Consider the following 15248-nt stretch of genomic DNA (forward strand, 5'->3'; position numbering starts at 1 on the left):
CCGCGCCTTCCCCCGCCGGTCAGCGCAGGGGCGTCAGACGCGCTGGAGCAGGTCGCGCTCCGCGACGTCGGCGAGTCCGAGCGTGCGGTACCCGGCGGACTCGAAGAAGACGGTGATGCGGTCCTCCTCCGTGCTCATCACCACGCCGGTGCCCCACTCGGCGTGCTCGACGCGGGCATCCGGCGGCCAGACGTCGTCGTTCGCGCCGTCGGCCACGTGGGCTCCGCCGTCGAGGGCCGTCCCCGACGAACAGGTGTCGCAGTTGCCGCACGGCTCCGGGAGCTCGTCGCCGAAGTAGCCGAGCAGGAACTGCCGTCGGCACCCGGTCGTCTCGGCGAGTTGGCGCATCATCGCGATGCGGGACTCCTCGACCCGTTCGCGCTCCGCCGCGCGGTCCGCCGTTGCGCGGGCCGCGTGGGCCGCGGTCGCCGGGCCGTCCGGCACCCGCGTGACCCCGTCGACGTCGTCGCGCAGGACGCCGGCGTCGAGCAGGGCGTTGAGGGCACGACCGGCGGTGCGTGACGACAGACCGGAGGCCTCCGCGAGCGCCGACCGGGCGATCGGACCGGTGGCCGGGACCGCGTCGAACACGGCGCGGACCGACGCGGGTCGGGGCGAACCGGACGCGAAGAACGTGCGCAGGCCGAAGTCCTCGGCCCGGTAGTGCAGGGTCGCGCCGGCCGGCTCGGCATCCCGGCCGGCCCGCCCGATCTCCTGGTAGTACGCGTCGACCGACTCGGGCACGTCGGCGTGCACGACGAAGCGGACGTCGGGTTTGTCGATGCCCATGCCGAACGCGCTCGTGGCGACCACCACGTCGACGTCGCCGTCGAGGAACCCCGTGTGGACCGCCTCGCGCTCCGTCACTCGCATGCCGGCGTGGTACGGCCGCGCGCGGCGACCGCGGGCGGCCATCGCGTCGGCGTACTCCGTCGTCGCGGCGCGGGTGGCGACGTAGACGACGGTGGCCCCGTCGAGTCCGACGACCTGGTCGACCACGGCCGCTCGCTTCTCGGCGTCCTCGGCGTGCCGGACCACCTCGAGCCGGATGCCGGGGCGGTCGAACCCCGAGGCGAGCACGAACGGGTCACGCATGCCGAGCCGTTCGACGATGTCGTCCCGCACGGGAGCGGAGCCCGTCGCGGTCAGTGCGAGCACCGGCGGCCGGCCGAGGCGTTCCACGACCTCGCCGAGCGCCAGGTAGTCCGGTCGGAAGTCGTGCCCCCAGGACGAGATGCAGTGCGCCTCGTCGACGGCGACGAGCGCGACACCGGCGTCGCGGAGTCGTTCGAGCACGTCGTCCTTCACGAGCTGTTCGGGTGCCAGGAACACGTAGCCGACCTCGCCCGCCGCGACCGCGTCCCAGGCCTCGGCGACGTCCCGGGCCTTCCTCGTGGCGTTCATCGCGACCGCGCGGGGAGCGTCCACGTGGTGCTCGAGTCCGACGACCTGGTCCTCCTGCAGCGCCACGAGGGGCGAGACGACGATGACGACGCCCTCCAGCTCGAGGCCGGCGACCTGGTAGATCGCCGACTTCCCCGAGCCGGTCGGCATCACGGCGAGCGCGTCGCGCCCGTCGAGCACGGCGTCGATGACGGACTCCTGGTCGGGGCGGAGGCGCCAGCCGAACACGTCGGCGGTGCGGGTACGGAGTGCAGCGTTCACCGATCCACCGTGCCGGGAGCTCGCTGGGGAACGGGCCGGGATCGCGCGCACCGGACGTTCACGGTCCGGCGCTAGGCTGGCTCCCGGCCGTTGTCTCGACATCGAGCGACCCTCGATGTGGAGTGCGCGACCGGGAAACCGATGCCGATCGCACGAACCGTGCGGGAAGAAGAACAGCGTGGATCTTTTCGAGTATCAGGCCAGGGACCTCTTCGAGTCCTACGGCGTCCCCGTACTGCAGGGGATCATCGCCGACACCCCGGAAGAGGCGAGAGCGGCGGCCGAGAAGATCGGTGGCGTCGTCGTCGTCAAGGCCCAGGTGAAGGTCGGTGGGCGCGGCAAGGCCGGCGGCGTGAAGGTGGCGAAGACCCCTGACGAGGCGTTCGAGCACGCGCAGGCCATCCTCGGCCTCGACATCAAGGGCCACACCGTCGAGCGCGTCATGATCGCGCAGGGTGCGGACATCGCCGAGGAGTTCTACTTCTCCGTGCTGCTCGACCGGGCCAACCGTTCCTACCTCTCGCTCACCAGCGTCGAGGGCGGCATGGAGATCGAGCAGCTCGCGGTCGAGAAGCCCGAGGCGCTCGCCCGCGTCGAGGTCGACCCGCTCACCGGGATCGACGCGGCCGCCGGTCGCGCGATCGCCGAGCAGGCCGGGTTCCCGGCGGAGCTCGTCGACCAGGTGGCCGACGTCTTCTCGAAGCTCTACGACGTCTACGAGGGCGAGGACGCCACGCTCGTCGAGGTGAACCCCCTCGTCCGCACGGGCAACGGCCAGATCCTGGCGCTCGACGGCAAGGTCTCGCTCGACGAGAACGCCGACTTCCGCCACCCCGCGCACAAGGACCTCGAGGACTCCGCCAGCGAGGACCCGCTCGAGGCCAAGGCGAAGGCGCACGGCCTGAACTACGTCAAGCTCGACGGCCAGGTCGGTGTCATCGGCAACGGTGCGGGCCTCGTCATGTCGACGCTCGACGTCGTCGCCTACGCCGGTGAGCGCCACGGCGGCGTGAAGCCCGCGAACTTCCTCGACATCGGCGGCGGCGCCTCGGCCGAGGTCATGGCCAACGGCCTCGACGTCATCCTCGGCGACCCGCAGGTGAAGAGCGTCTTCGTGAACGTCTTCGGCGGCATCACCGCCTGCGACGCCGTCGCGAACGGCATCGTCGCCGCACTCGGCATCCTCGGTGACGCGGCCACCAAGCCGCTCGTAGTGCGCCTGGACGGCAACAACGTGGAAGAGGGTCGTCGGATCCTGGCGGAGGCAGCGCACCCGCTCGTCACCGTCGCCGCGACCATGGACGACGCGGCCGAGCAGGCCGCCGAACTCGCCGCCGCAGCGGCCTGAAGGGACTGACCATGTCGATCTTCCTCAACAAGGACTCCAAGGTCATCGTCCAGGGCATCACCGGCGGCGAGGGCACCAAGCACACCGCACTGATGCTCAAGGCCGGCACCCAGGTCGTCGGCGGCGTCAACGCGCGCAAGGCCGGCACCACCGTCACCCACGGCGACGTGTCGCTCCCCGTCTTCGGCACCGTGCGCGAGGCCATCGACACCACCGGTGCGGACGTCTCCATCGTCTTCGTGCCGCCGGCCTTCGCCAAGGACGCCGTGCTCGAGGCCATCGACGCCGAGATCCCGCTCGTCGTCGTCATCACCGAGGGCATCCCCGTGCAGGACGCCGCCGAGTTCTGGGCGCACGCCAAGGCGAAGGGCGGCACGACCCGCATCATCGGGCCGAACTGCCCCGGCATCATCACGCCCGGTGAGTCGCTCGTCGGCATCACCCCGGCGACGATCACCGGCAAGGGTCCGATCGGCCTCGTCTCGAAGTCGGGCACCCTGACCTACCAGATGATGTACGAGCTGCGCGACCTGGGCTTCTCGACCGCCATCGGCATCGGCGGCGACCCGGTCATCGGCACGACGCACATCGACGCGCTCGCCGCGTTCGAGGCCGACCCCGAGACCGAGGCCATCGTGATGATCGGTGAGATCGGCGGCGACGCCGAGGAGCGGGCAGCCGAGTTCATCAAGGCGCACGTCACCAAGCCGGTCGTCGGCTACGTCGCGGGCTTCACCGCCCCCGAGGGCAAGACGATGGGCCACGCCGGAGCGATCGTGTCCGGTTCCGCCGGCACCGCCGAGGCGAAGAAGCAGGCGCTCGAGGCCGCCGGCGTCAAGGTCGGCAAGACGCCGTCCGAGACCGCCGCGCTGCTGCGCGAGGTCGTCGCCGCCCGCTAGCGACCACTGCCCGGCAGACGGCCGGGACGAAGCCGGGAGGCTCGGTGCGGGTTCCGCGCCGAGCCTCCCGTCGTTCCGGGGCCGGCTCACGTATCCTCACTGCGATGAACCGCCTGGGAACCGCTCTGCTCGCCGCGATCGAGGCGGTCGTGACGGTCGGCGTCGGCATCGGGATCGCACTGGTGCCGCTCACCCTGCTGTGGGGCTTCGAGTACGGCCTGCAGATCGACTGGGACGTGTTCTGGAAGGCCGCCGGCAGCGTCTGGCTCGTCGGCCACGGCGTCGACGTCTCGTTCCTGCTCGGGTCCGCGCTGGCGAAGAGCTCCGGGGTCAGCGGTGCCGCCGATCCCATCAACGTGACGCTGGCGGCGCTCGGCTTCGCGGTCGTGACCGCCTGGCTCGGCGCCCGTGCCGGTCGACGCTTCGCGGAGACCGAGCACCGCACCACCGGCCTGCTGGTCGGGACGGCGGTCGTCGCGGCGCTCGGCCTCGGCGTCGCGCTGTCGTCGACCTCCGCTGCCACGCAGCCGACGATCTGGCAGGCCGTGGTCTTGCCCGCGCTGTGGTTCGGGATCCCGGCGCTCGTCAGCTCGGAGGTCTGCCGACAACGGCGCGACCTGCCGGCGGACCCCGCCACTCAGCGTGTGCTCGACCTGCTCGACCGCGTGCCCGTGCTCTGGCGTGCGATCGCCGGGTTCGGTCTCCGTGCCGGGACCGCCGCCACCGGAGTCGTCGTCGCGATCGCCGGGGTCGTCGTCGCGTTCCTGCTCTTCACCTCGTTCGCCGAGGTCATCACCCTGTACGAGCAGTCCCACGCCGGTGTGATCGGCGGCATCGCCCTCACCGTCGGGCAGCTCGCGTTCCTGCCGGACTTCGTCGGGTGGGCGACGTCGTGGCTGATCGGCCCCGGGTTCGCCATCGGCACCGGTTCGAGCGTGTCCCCGATCGCCACGACCCTCGGCCCGATCCCCGGACTGCCGGTGTTCGGCGCCCTGCCGACCTCGGGCCACACCTTCGGCCTGGTCTGGATCCTGGTACCGGTGATCGCCGGCTTCGCGATCGGCGGCTCGATGCGCCCGCGACTCGTCCGTGCGCTGGGGAACGCCGACTCCGCACTCCACCGAGCGCTCGCTGGTGTCGCGACGGGCATCGTCGCGGGTGTCCTGACCGGGCTGATCGCCTGGGTGTCGTCCGGATCGTTCGGCCCCGGACGACTGGCCGACGTCGGCCCGCACGCCCTGGTGGTGGGTGGGTTCGCCGCGCTCGAGATCGGCCTGCCGGCGGTCATCGCCCTCGCCGCGGGCAGCGACCTCGTCCGCCTGCCGGACCGGGGCTGGACACGGGAGCGCTGGACCGAGACGGACGACGACGCAGACCGGACCGGAGCCGAGGCCGGGACGGGATCGCTGCTCGCCGCGCTCGACCAGGCCGGCGCGGGACGGACCACCGACGTGCACCGGTTCGTGGTCGAGGAGTCCCACGACGGGTCGACCGCTGCCCGCCCCCGAACCGCCGTGGACAGCCCGACGGAACCGATCGCCGACGAGCCGGTCGCGCCGGCGCCCGTCGCAACGCCTCGGACGCCCCCGCGCGATCCGGACCACGACGTGGAACTGCCGGCCTGGGCGAAGACCGACGCCGTCGCCTCGGAGCGCCTGGCCGACGAGAGCCCGAGCGAACCCCGTTCGTCGGGACGCGCCGCGATGGGTGCCCTCCGCGATCGACTGCACGGTGCCGCCGACGGTGCGCGCGAACGGGCCGGTGGACTCCGCGAGCGAGTTGGTGGACTCCGCGAACGGGCCGGTGGACTCCGCGACCGCGTGACCGGTGCCGACGCCGAGCAGCCGCGTCCGGCGGTCGAACCGGAACGGTCCGCCACGTCGACGTCCACGCCCGACCACACCGACGCGCAGCCAGCGTTCCCGTGGAGCACCGAGGAGTTCGTCGCCGGTCGGGACGACGTCGAAGACGAACCGGCCGCACCCGAGGCCCCCGCAGCCGCTCCCACCCGGTTGGCCCGTCCGACGAACTGGGACGTCACCGACCAGATCCCCGACGAGGAGCTGCCCTGGTGGCGCCGTCCGAAGGACGACCACTAGCGCCGACGTCACGACGCGCGGGTCCCGGTAGGGTTGGTGCCGTGCTCGAACTGGTCGTCCTGATCTCCGGTACCGGGTCGAACCTCCGAGCCCTGCTCGAAGCGACCTTCGACGCCGAGTACCCCGCCCGTGTCGTCGCCATCGGTGCTGACCGCGACGCCGAGGGCCTCGGTCTGGGCGAGGAGTTCTCGATCCCGACCTTCACGGTGCCGTTCTCGCGCTACGAGACCCGCGCCGAGTGGGGGCAGTCCCTCGCCGAGCAGATCCGCCCGTGGTCGCCCGACCTGCTCGTGCTCTCCGGCCTCATGCGCCTGCTGCCCCCGGCCGTGGTGTCCGAGTTCGCCCCGGGCATCATCAACACCCACCCGGCGTACCTGCCCGAGTTCCCCGGCGCCCACGGCGTGCGGGACGCCCTCGCGGCCGGCGTCACGGAGACCGGTGCGAGCGTCATCGCGGTCGACGACGGCGTGGACACCGGCCCGATCCTCGCCCAGGAGCGCGTCCCCGTGCTCCCCGGCGACTCCGAGTCGACGCTGCACGACCGCATCAAGCCGGTCGAGCGCCGCCTGCTCATCCAGACCATCCTCGACATCGCCAACGGCACCACCGAACTGAAGGGCACCCCGAGCGCATGAGCGTGCACGCAGCCGACCCCAGCCTCTACCGCGACCGTGACGTGGTGCCGGTCCGCCGCGCACTCATCTCGGTGAGCGACAAGTCCGGCCTGCTCGAGCTCGCCGGCGCCCTCGCCGAGTCGGGTGTCGAGATCGTGTCGACGGGCTCCACCGCCCAGACCATCCGCGACGCGGGTTTCGCCGTCACCGACGTCTCGAGCGTCACCGGGTTCCCGGAGTCGCTCGACGGCCGGGTCAAGACCCTGCACCCGTCGGTGCACGCGGGCCTGCTCGCCGACCTGCGCCTCGAGTCGCACGAGCAGCAGCTCGCCGACCTCGGGATCGCGGCCTTCGAGCTCGTCGTCGTGAACCTGTACCCGTTCGTCGAGACCGTGGCGTCGGGTGCCGACACCGCGACCGTGGTCGAGAACGTCGACATCGGCGGTCCCGCGATGGTCCGCGCCTCGGCGAAGAACCACCCGAACGTGGCGATCGTCGTGTCGCCGGCGTCCTACGCCGAGGTCGTGGAGGCGGTCCGCGCCGGTGGTACCTCCCTCGAGCTCCGCAAGCGCCTCGCCGCCCAGGCCTTCGCGCACACCGCGGCGTACGACACGGCGGTGGCGTCCTACTTCGCCAGCGACGTCGCCGTGGCCGCCGCAGCGCCGACGACCAGCGGGGACATCGCGACGCCCGGCGCGTTCGACGAGCACCTCAGCGTCACCGCCGACCTGTCCGCCACGCTTCGCTACGGCGAGAACGCGCACCAGGCTGCCGCGCTCTACACGAGCACCGACGGCACCGGTATCGCGCAGGCGACGCAGCTGCACGGCAAGGAGATGTCGTACAACAACTACGTCGACGCCGACGCCGCTGTCCGTGCCGCGTTCGACTTCGACGAGCCCGCCGTCGCGATCATCAAGCACGCCAACCCGTGCGGCATCGCGATCGCCCCGGCCGACGCCGCCGACCCGATCGCCTCGGCCCACGCCGCCGCGCACGCCTGCGACCCGCTGTCCGCCTTCGGTGGGGTCATCGCCGCGAACCGCCCGGTCACCGTGGCCATGGCGGAGACCGTGAAGGACATCTTCACCGAGGTCGTCGTCGCCCCCGGGTTCGACCCCGAGGCGCTCGAGATCCTGTCGCGCAAGAAGAACATCCGCCTGCTCACGCTGCCGGCCGACTTCGCCCTGGCGCCGCGTGAGGTCAAGCAGATCTCCGGCGGTTTCCTGGTGCAGGACGCCGACCGCTTCACGGCGTTCGACCAGTCGACCTGGACCCTGGTCGCCGGCGAGCCCGCCGACGACCAGACCCTCGCCGACCTGGCGTTCGCGTGGAAGGCGAGCCGTTCGGTCAAGTCGAACGGCATCCTGCTGGCGAACCAGGGCGCGAGCATCGGGGTGGGCATGGGCCAGGTCAACCGGGTGGACTCGTGCCACCTGGCGGTCAACCGTGCCGGTGACCGTGCGACCGGCAGCGTCGCGGCGTCCGACGCGTTCTTCCCGTTCGCCGACGGCCTGCAGGTGCTGCTCGACGCCGGTGTGCGCGCGGTGGCCCAGCCCGGTGGCAGCGTCCGCGACGACGAGGTCATCGCCGCAGCGAAGGCCGCCGGGGTCGCCATGTACTTCACGGGCGAGCGTCACTTCTTTCACTGAGGCGAGCGTCACTTCTTCCACTGAAGTGAACAAATCGTGGCACCCTATTGCGCGCTGCGAGTCACTGTGAATAGTCTGTAAGGCTCCGCGACAGGCAGCCGACGATCCCTCGGGACCGGTGGCACCGCGGACACAACGGTGACGAAGACGACGACTGGAGTGACGATGGACAACATGACCGGAACCGTGGCGACGGCCGCCCGCGCAGGTCTCGTGTCCGTCGTGGGGACCACTCCCGCACGGCGATCCCTGATCGCACCGCGACCGCGCGTCGCGGCCGCCGTCTAGCCAGGCCGTTCCCACGGCCTCGCGGCGCCGCACGACCAGCGTCCGCGAACCACCCGCCTGAACCCGGGGGACGTGTGTCTCCCGGTGCCCTCCGGCCCGACCGACGTCACGCGAGTGACGGCGGAGGCGCGACCACGCGCCCGGCCGATGATCACCACGCAACGCCACACCGAGCCTCCAGGTCGAGGCCGCGCACGCACCGCACGCCAGCCGCACGCAAGTACGCACGCAGCAGGCGGTACCGCGCAGCGCGACCCGGGGACCCGGCAGACGCATGAGGACGCAACGCATGTCCAAGTCGCCCACCACGGCGCGCCCGTCCACCTTCCGCGCGATCGCGCGGATCTACCCCTACGTGAAGCCCTACCAGGGGCGCCTCATCGGCGGCATGGCCGCAGCGATGGGAGCCTCCCTGGTGGCGCTCGCAATCCCCTACGTCCTGCAGTGGCTCGTCGACGGTCCGCTGTCATCGAAGGACGGAGCACAGATCTGGCCCGCCGGTCTCGGTGTGCTGGCCCTCGGTGTGCTCGAGGCGTTCTTCATCGCCTCGCGCCGCCGCATGGTGATGCGCCCCTCGACTCGGATCGAAGCGAGCATGCGGAACTCGCTGTACGCGAAGCTGCAGGACCTGCCCGTCGCGTTCCACGACCGGTGGGAGTCGGGGCAGCTGCTGTCCCGTTCCGTGTCGGACCTGTCGCTGATCCGCCGCTGGCTGGCCTTCGGTGTCGTCCTGCTCGTCGTGAACGTCGTGACGATCGTCGTCGGCTTCGTCGTGCTGTTCACCTTCGGGTGGCTGCTCGGGCTGATCTTCCTGATCGCGTCGATCCCGCTGTGGATCAACGGGCTGCTGTTCGAGCGTCGGTACTCCGTCGTCGCGCGCCGCAGCCAGGACCAGGTCGGTGACCTCGCCACGAGCGTCGAGCAGTCGGTGCACGGCATCCGCGTGCTCAAGGCGTTCGGTCGCGGCGGCGCGAAGCTCGAGGAGTTCAGCGAGCAGGCCGAGGCGCTCCGTGGCACCGAGATCAAGAAGGCGAAGGCCATCGCGAGCATCTGGCTGTGGCTGCTGCTCGTGCCGGACGTCGCGTTCGCGCTGTGTCTGCTCGCCGGCATCTGGCTGGCGTCGCAGGGGCAGCTCAGCGTCGGCCAGCTGTTCGCGTTCTTCGCGACGGCGACGGTGCTGCGGTTCCCGATCGAGTCCATCGGCTTCCTGCTCTCGATGACGTTCGACACCCGCACGGCGGTCGACCGCTTCTTCGAGGTCATGGACTCCGAGAACACGATCACGGATCCGGAGCACCCGAAGACGATCACGGAGCCGCACGGTGCGCTGTCGTTCAACGGCGTGCACTTCCGGTACCAGGACTCCGCGCCGCAGTACCCGGACCTGATCAACGGCGTCGAGCTGCAGCTGCAGCCGGGCGAGACCATGGCGCTCGTCGGGCTCACGGGCTGCGGCAAGACCACGCTGCTGTCGCTGGTGCCGCGCCTGTACGACGTGACCGGCGGATCCGTGACGATCGACGGTGTCGACATCCGCGACCTCACGCGTGAAGAGCTGCGACGCCACGTCGGGGTCGCGTTCGAGGACGCCACCCTGTTCTCGACGACGGTGCGGCAGAACGTGCTGCTCGGTCGTCCGGACGTCGAGGGTGACGAGGCCGAGGCGCTCATGCGCGAGGCCCTCGACATCGCGCAGGCGTCCTTCGTGGACGACCTGCCCGACGGCGTCGACACCCGTGTCGGTGAAGAGGGCCTGTCGCTGTCCGGTGGACAGCGCCAGCGTCTGGCGCTCGCCCGTGCGATCGCCGCCCGGCCGTCGGTGCTGGTGCTCGACGACCCGCTGTCGGCGCTCGACGTCGACACCGAGGCGCGGGTCGAGGCGGGCCTCCGCCGCGTCCTCGCCGAGACGACGTCGCTCATCGTGGCGCACCGTCCGTCGACGGTGACGCTGGCCGACCGGGTCGCCCTGATGGAGAACGGCGTCATCACCGCCGTCGGGACCCACCACGACCTGATGGCCACCAACGAGCACTACCGCTACGTCATCTCGTCGCTCGACGACGATGACGCCACCGCACGACAGGAGGCGATGGCATGAGCCAGCAGACCGACCAGAACCTGCCGGGAGGCGCGGCGTCCGTCCCGCAGGAAGCTCCGGACGAGCAGTCTGCCGCGCCCGTCACCGCCTCGATCACCACCCTGGGCGTGCGCGGCGAGGAGCGCGAGGACTTCACCAAGGCGGAGAGCAAGCGCCTGCGGCGTCGCTCCCTCGCCCTGCTCGGTTCCCTCGCGGCCCCGCTGAAGCTCCGCCTGGTGCTGCTCGGGATCGTCGTCGTGGTCTCCACGGCGGGAACCGTCGCGGGTCCGGCGCTCATCGCGTGGGGCATCGACAACGCCCTGCCCGCGGTGATGGACCAGAACGACTGGGTGCCGGCGTTCGGGGTCGTCGCGACGTACATCGTCGTGGCCGTCCTCGGTGCGGTGCTCACCGCCTGGTACACCGTGCTCGCCGCACGGATCAGCCAGGCGATCCTGTTCGACCTGCGGAAGCGGGTGTTCCTGCACACGCAGCGGCTGTCGCTCGAGTTCCACGAGACCTACACGTCCGGCCGGATCATCTCCCGCCAGACGAGTGACCTCGACTCGATCCGCGAGCTGCTCGACTCCGGGCTGAACCAGCTCATCCAGGGCGTGCTCTACATGGTGTTCACCGCCGTGGCCCTGGTGCTGCTCGACCCGACGTCCGGGCTCGTGCTCGCGGTGTCGCTCGTGCCGCTGTGGTTCCTGATCCGCTGGTTCCAGACGAACTCGCAGACGCTGTTCCGGGCCACCCGCGTCACCTCGGCGCGTGTGATCGTGCACTTCGTCGAGACGATGACGGGCATCCGCGCCGTGCAGGCGTTCCGCAAGGAGTCCCGCAACAAGGACGAGTACGGCGGCTTCGTCGAGGACTACCGGCTGGCGAACACGAAGGTGTTCAACCTGTTCGGGACGTTCGACCCGGTGCTCGTGCTCATCGGCAACGCCACGCTCGCGGCGGTCGTCATCGTCGGCGGCTTCCGGATCGTCGACGGGTCGCTCGAGGTCGGTGCGCTGCTCGCGGTGGCGCTGTACGCCAAGCGCTTCTTCGACCCGGCGCAGGAACTCGCGATGTTCTACAACGGGTACCAGTCGGCCTCGGCGGCGATGGAGAAGATCTCCGGCGTCCTCGAGGAACGGCCGAGTGTGCCGGACCCCGTGAAGCCGACGAAGCTGGCCGACGCCACGGGGAAGATGGACTTCGACGACGTCGTGTTCGCGTACAACGCGGGCAAGGTCGTGCTGCCGGAGTTCGACCTGCACATCCCGTCGGGGCAGACCATCGCGCTCGTCGGGTCCACCGGCGCCGGCAAGTCGACGCTCGCCAAGCTCATGGCGCGCTTCTACGACCCGTCGCAGGGCTCGGTGAAGCTCGACGGCGTGGACCTGCGCGACCTCGACACGAAGGACATGCGCCGCGCGATCGTCATGGTCACGCAGGAGGCGTACCTGTTCTCCGGCACGGTCGCGGACAACATCGCGCTCGGCAAGCCGGGGGCCTCCCGCGCCGAGATCGAGGCGTCCGCGAAGGCGGTCGGCGCGCACGAGTTCATCATGGCGCTCCCCGACGGGTACGACACCGACGTGAACAAGCGCGGCGGTCGTGTCTCGGCGGGGCAGCGACAGCTGCTCTCGTTCGCACGGGCGTTCATCGCGGACCCGAAGGTGCTCATCCTCGACGAGGCGACGGCGTCGCTCGACATCCCCTCGGAGCGGCTGGTGCAGGAGGGTCTCGAGACCCTGCTCGCCGACCGGACCGCGGTGATCATCGCGCACCGCCTGTCCACCGTCGCGATCGCCCACCGGGTGCTCGTCATGGAGCACGGCAAGATCGTCGAGGACGGCACCCCCGCCGACCTCATCGCCGGCACCGGGCGGTTCGCCCAGCTGCACGCGGCCTGGCGCGACTCGCTCGTGTAGGACGCGGCCGGGCTGCACCACGTGGTTGGCTTGCTCCATGAGCAACGACAGCGTGCAGCCCGGCGGCGTCGCCCTCCGCGACCCCTTCTACGGCGCACCCTTCACCGAGGCCGTCCGGCGGTTCTGGCGGAAGTACACCGTGTTCACCGGTCGGGCCTCGCGCGCCGAGTTCTGGTGGTGGTGGCTGACGTCGCTCGCGATCGGCCTCGTGCTGCAGCTCGTCCCGCAGGCGTTCACGCCGGACACCGCGCTGTTCGAGAACCCCGTCGGGTCCTACCTCTTCGTGCTCTGGGGCCTCGCGACCCTGATCGGCTCGCTCGCCCTCGGTGCCCGACGGCTGCACGACGCCGGCCTGTCCGGCTTCTGGCAGTTCCTGCACGTCGTGCCGGGCATCGGTTTGCTCGTCGTGTACCTGCTGTGCCTGATCCCGACCAGCCCGAAGGGCGAGCGCTTCGAGCGCTGACCGCTGCCGGGCTGTCGGCCGACCTGCGCGGGCCGGCCGTCAGAACGGGTCGTCCGCGTCCGTGGACGGCGACCAGCGCGCGCGACGCATGTCGAGCCTCCAGGCCGCCGTCCCCTGCACGAGCGGCGTGCCCTCGGCGCGGTAGTGCTGGAGCGCACGGACCTCGTGGTGCAGCGGCGGGTGCCCACCCGCGCGCACCACGCGCCACCACGGCAGGTCCGCGCCCTCGTGGGCCATCACCTTGCCGACCGCACGGGACGCGCGGGAACCGAGCGCCGCGGCGACGTCGCCGTACGTCATGACGTGACCCGGCGGGATCATCCGGACGACCTCGGCCACCGCTGCCCCGAAGTCGGGCTCCGGCGTGGGGATGTCCACGTCGACCACGTCGTTGGTGGGTACTACAGCGTCAGGACCGCGAAGTGGTCGCCGTACTGGGTCTCGCGGACGACCTCGAAGCCCACGGCGCGGAAGAACGCCTCGGGGCTGTCGTCGCCACCGGGCTCGTAGACGACCGTCAGGCGTTCCTGCCCACGGCTGCGGGCCTCGTCCGCAAGGCCGTGCACGGCGAAGCGGCCGACGCCGCGACCCTGCGCGGAGCCGGCGACGTTGACCCGCCAGATGGCGCTGCGCAGTTCTTCCTGCGCATTGTCGGCGTCGAACGAACCGATGATGAGGCCCAGGACCTCGTCGCCGTCGAGGACCACCCGGGTCCACGCGGAGCTCGGCTTGACGTCGGACTCGGCGACCCCGTAGGTGGTCGGCTGCACGAACTGTTCCTGACCCGGCTTGAGCGTCAGGGAGTTCGCCGCGGCAGCGGTCTTCGCGGAGAGTGGTTCGAGACGCAGGTCGGCCATGCCGCCAGGGTAACGGTGCGACCCGTGCGGGGGCCAGCGCGGACCGGAGACCGAGACCGCACCGTTGCCGCGGTATGGTCGCGGAATGGCAGAACATCGGCGTGGGGCGAACCTCCCGTCGATCGGCGGGTTCAACCGCACGGTCGTGCTCGATGCCGTCCGACGCTCGCCGGACGGCCTGAGCCGCGTCGAACTCGCCTCGCGCACCGGCCTGAGCGCGCAGACCGTGTCGAACGTCACCCGGTTCCTGATCGAGGCCGGCATGATCGTCGAGTCCGGCACCGTCGTCGCCGGCCGGGGCAAGCCGCGCACCATCCTGCGGCTCGAACCGGGCAGCCGCTACGCCGTCGGTGTGCACGTCGACCCGGCCGTGGTCACCTACGTGCTGCTCGACCTCGCCGGCACGGTCGTCGCGGCGTCCACGACATCGACCCCGACCGCCGACGACCCGTCCGAGGTCGTCCGCACCATCGGCTCCGCCGTCGACGGCCTGATCGCCGACGCGGGCGTGGACGTCGACGGGGTGCTCGGCGTCGGGATCGCCAGCCCCGGCCCCATCGACGTCGACGCCGGCATCGTGGTCGACCCGCCGTTCCTGCCCCGGTGGCGGGACGTGCCACTGCGCGACGCGCTCGCCGAGGCCACGGGCCACCCGGTGCTGCTCGAGAAGGACGTCACGGCCGCAGCGGTCGGCGAGATGTTCCTGGCGGGGGAGTCCTCGGCCCGGAACTTCGCGTTCGTGTACTTCGGCACCGGCTTCGGCGTCGGGCTCGTCGTCGACCACGAACCCGTGCGCGGGGTCGGGTCGAACGCCGGGGACGCCGGGCACATCATGGTCGACCAGCGGTCGCTCGCCGGCACCCCGGACGGGTCCGGCACCCGGGGCGAGGTCGGCGCCGCCGTGGCGCCGGACCGGCTGGTGCGGATCGCGCGGGAGCGGGGTGTGGCGTTGACCGCCGGGTCCGAGGGATCGCTCGACGCGGTGGACCGGGCCTGGGACGAACTCGCCGAGGCCATCGACGCCGGGGACGAGGCCGCCGTCGCGCTCGCCGCCGAGGCCGGCACCGTGATGGGCGACGCCGCGGTCGTCATCGTGAACCTGCTCGACATCGACCGGGTCGTCTTCGGCGGACCGTTCTGGTCGCGCATCGCGAGTGCGGCGTTGCCGGCCGCCCGTGCCGCGATCGTCGGGTCGCCGTTGCTCGTCCCGAAGCACCCCGTCGACGTGGTCGAGAGCGACCGCGGTGCCGACGTCGCCGCGGTGGGTGCCGCGTGCCTGGTGCTCGACGCAGCGTTGTCCCCGCGGGCGAGCGGGCTGCTCATCCGTCGCTGACCACGGTCGAGGACCGCCGCCACCTCCCGCT

12 protein-coding genes are annotated in these 15248 nt (G+C 71.4%); 9 read left to right on the forward strand and 3 right to left on the reverse strand.

The window, feature by feature from the left end; translation table 11 throughout:
- Positions 1–33: 33 nt before the first annotated feature.
- Positions 34–1665, reverse strand: coding sequence for a RecQ family ATP-dependent DNA helicase (locus ACVKXF_RS06895; protein ID WP_456795274.1), 1632 nt, complete (start codon positions 1663–1665; stop codon positions 34–36).
- A 178-nt stretch (positions 1666–1843) separates the two neighbouring features.
- On the opposite strand from ACVKXF_RS06895, the gene sucC reads away from it, so the two are divergent.
- The 8 genes from sucC (at position 1844) to ACVKXF_RS06935 (ending at position 13027) form a co-directional block, all read left to right on the forward strand.
- Complete coding sequence (sucC, locus tag ACVKXF_RS06900; RefSeq protein WP_456795275.1) at positions 1844–3013, forward strand: ADP-forming succinate--CoA ligase subunit beta; 1170 nt, start codon at positions 1844–1846, stop codon at positions 3011–3013.
- Positions 3014–3024: 11 nt separating this feature from the next.
- Positions 3025–3912, forward strand: coding sequence for a succinate--CoA ligase subunit alpha (gene sucD / locus ACVKXF_RS06905; protein WP_123311858.1), 888 nt, complete (start codon positions 3025–3027; stop codon positions 3910–3912).
- Positions 3913–4016: 104 nt separating this feature from the next.
- Complete coding sequence (locus tag ACVKXF_RS06910; protein WP_456795276.1) at positions 4017–6011, forward strand: cell division protein PerM; 1995 nt, start codon at positions 4017–4019, stop codon at positions 6009–6011.
- 41 nt (positions 6012–6052) lie between these two features.
- Positions 6053–6646, forward strand: coding sequence for a phosphoribosylglycinamide formyltransferase (gene purN / locus ACVKXF_RS06915; RefSeq protein ID WP_456795277.1), 594 nt, complete (start codon positions 6053–6055; stop codon positions 6644–6646).
- Positions 6643–8277: a bifunctional phosphoribosylaminoimidazolecarboxamide formyltransferase/IMP cyclohydrolase gene (purH, locus tag ACVKXF_RS06920; RefSeq protein ID WP_456795278.1), complete on the forward strand. Its 1635-nt coding sequence runs from the start codon at positions 6643–6645 to the stop codon at positions 8275–8277. The genes purN and purH overlap by 4 nt, the downstream gene beginning before the upstream one ends.
- 577 nt (positions 8278–8854) lie before the next feature.
- Entirely contained in the window at positions 8855–10663 is a 1809-nt protein-coding gene (locus ACVKXF_RS06925) for an ABC transporter ATP-binding protein (RefSeq protein ID WP_340197729.1), read from the forward strand.
- 92 nt (positions 10664–10755) lie between these two features.
- Positions 10756–12564 carry an ABC transporter ATP-binding protein gene (locus ACVKXF_RS06930; protein ID WP_123312225.1) on the forward strand — a complete coding sequence of 603 codons (1809 nt, stop codon included), beginning with the start codon at positions 10756–10758 and terminating at the stop codon, positions 12562–12564.
- 37 nt (positions 12565–12601) lie between these two features.
- Entirely contained in the window at positions 12602–13027 is a 426-nt protein-coding gene (locus ACVKXF_RS06935) for a DUF805 domain-containing protein (protein ID WP_456795279.1), read from the forward strand.
- 39 nt (positions 13028–13066) lie between these two features.
- Here ACVKXF_RS06935 and ACVKXF_RS06940 read toward each other — a convergent pair whose 3' ends face one another.
- Together ACVKXF_RS06940 and ACVKXF_RS06945 are read right to left on the reverse strand one after the other, a co-directional pair.
- The gene (locus ACVKXF_RS06940; RefSeq protein WP_260232983.1) at positions 13067–13414 is read right to left on the reverse strand and encodes an MGMT family protein; all 348 of its coding nucleotides are present in this window, start codon (positions 13412–13414) and stop codon (positions 13067–13069) included.
- Between the two features lie 14 nt (positions 13415–13428).
- Complete coding sequence (locus tag ACVKXF_RS06945) at positions 13429–13884, reverse strand: GNAT family N-acetyltransferase (RefSeq protein ID WP_123311868.1); 456 nt, start codon at positions 13882–13884, stop codon at positions 13429–13431.
- Between the two features lie 85 nt (positions 13885–13969).
- Here ACVKXF_RS06945 and ACVKXF_RS06950 point away from each other — a divergent pair, with 85 nt between their 5' ends.
- Positions 13970–15217, forward strand: a complete 1248-nt coding sequence (locus ACVKXF_RS06950; RefSeq protein WP_396289477.1) for an ROK family transcriptional regulator — start codon at positions 13970–13972, stop codon at positions 15215–15217.
- Positions 15218–15248 lie beyond the last annotated feature (31 nt).

The organism is Curtobacterium sp. PvP017, from assembly GCF_054060195.1.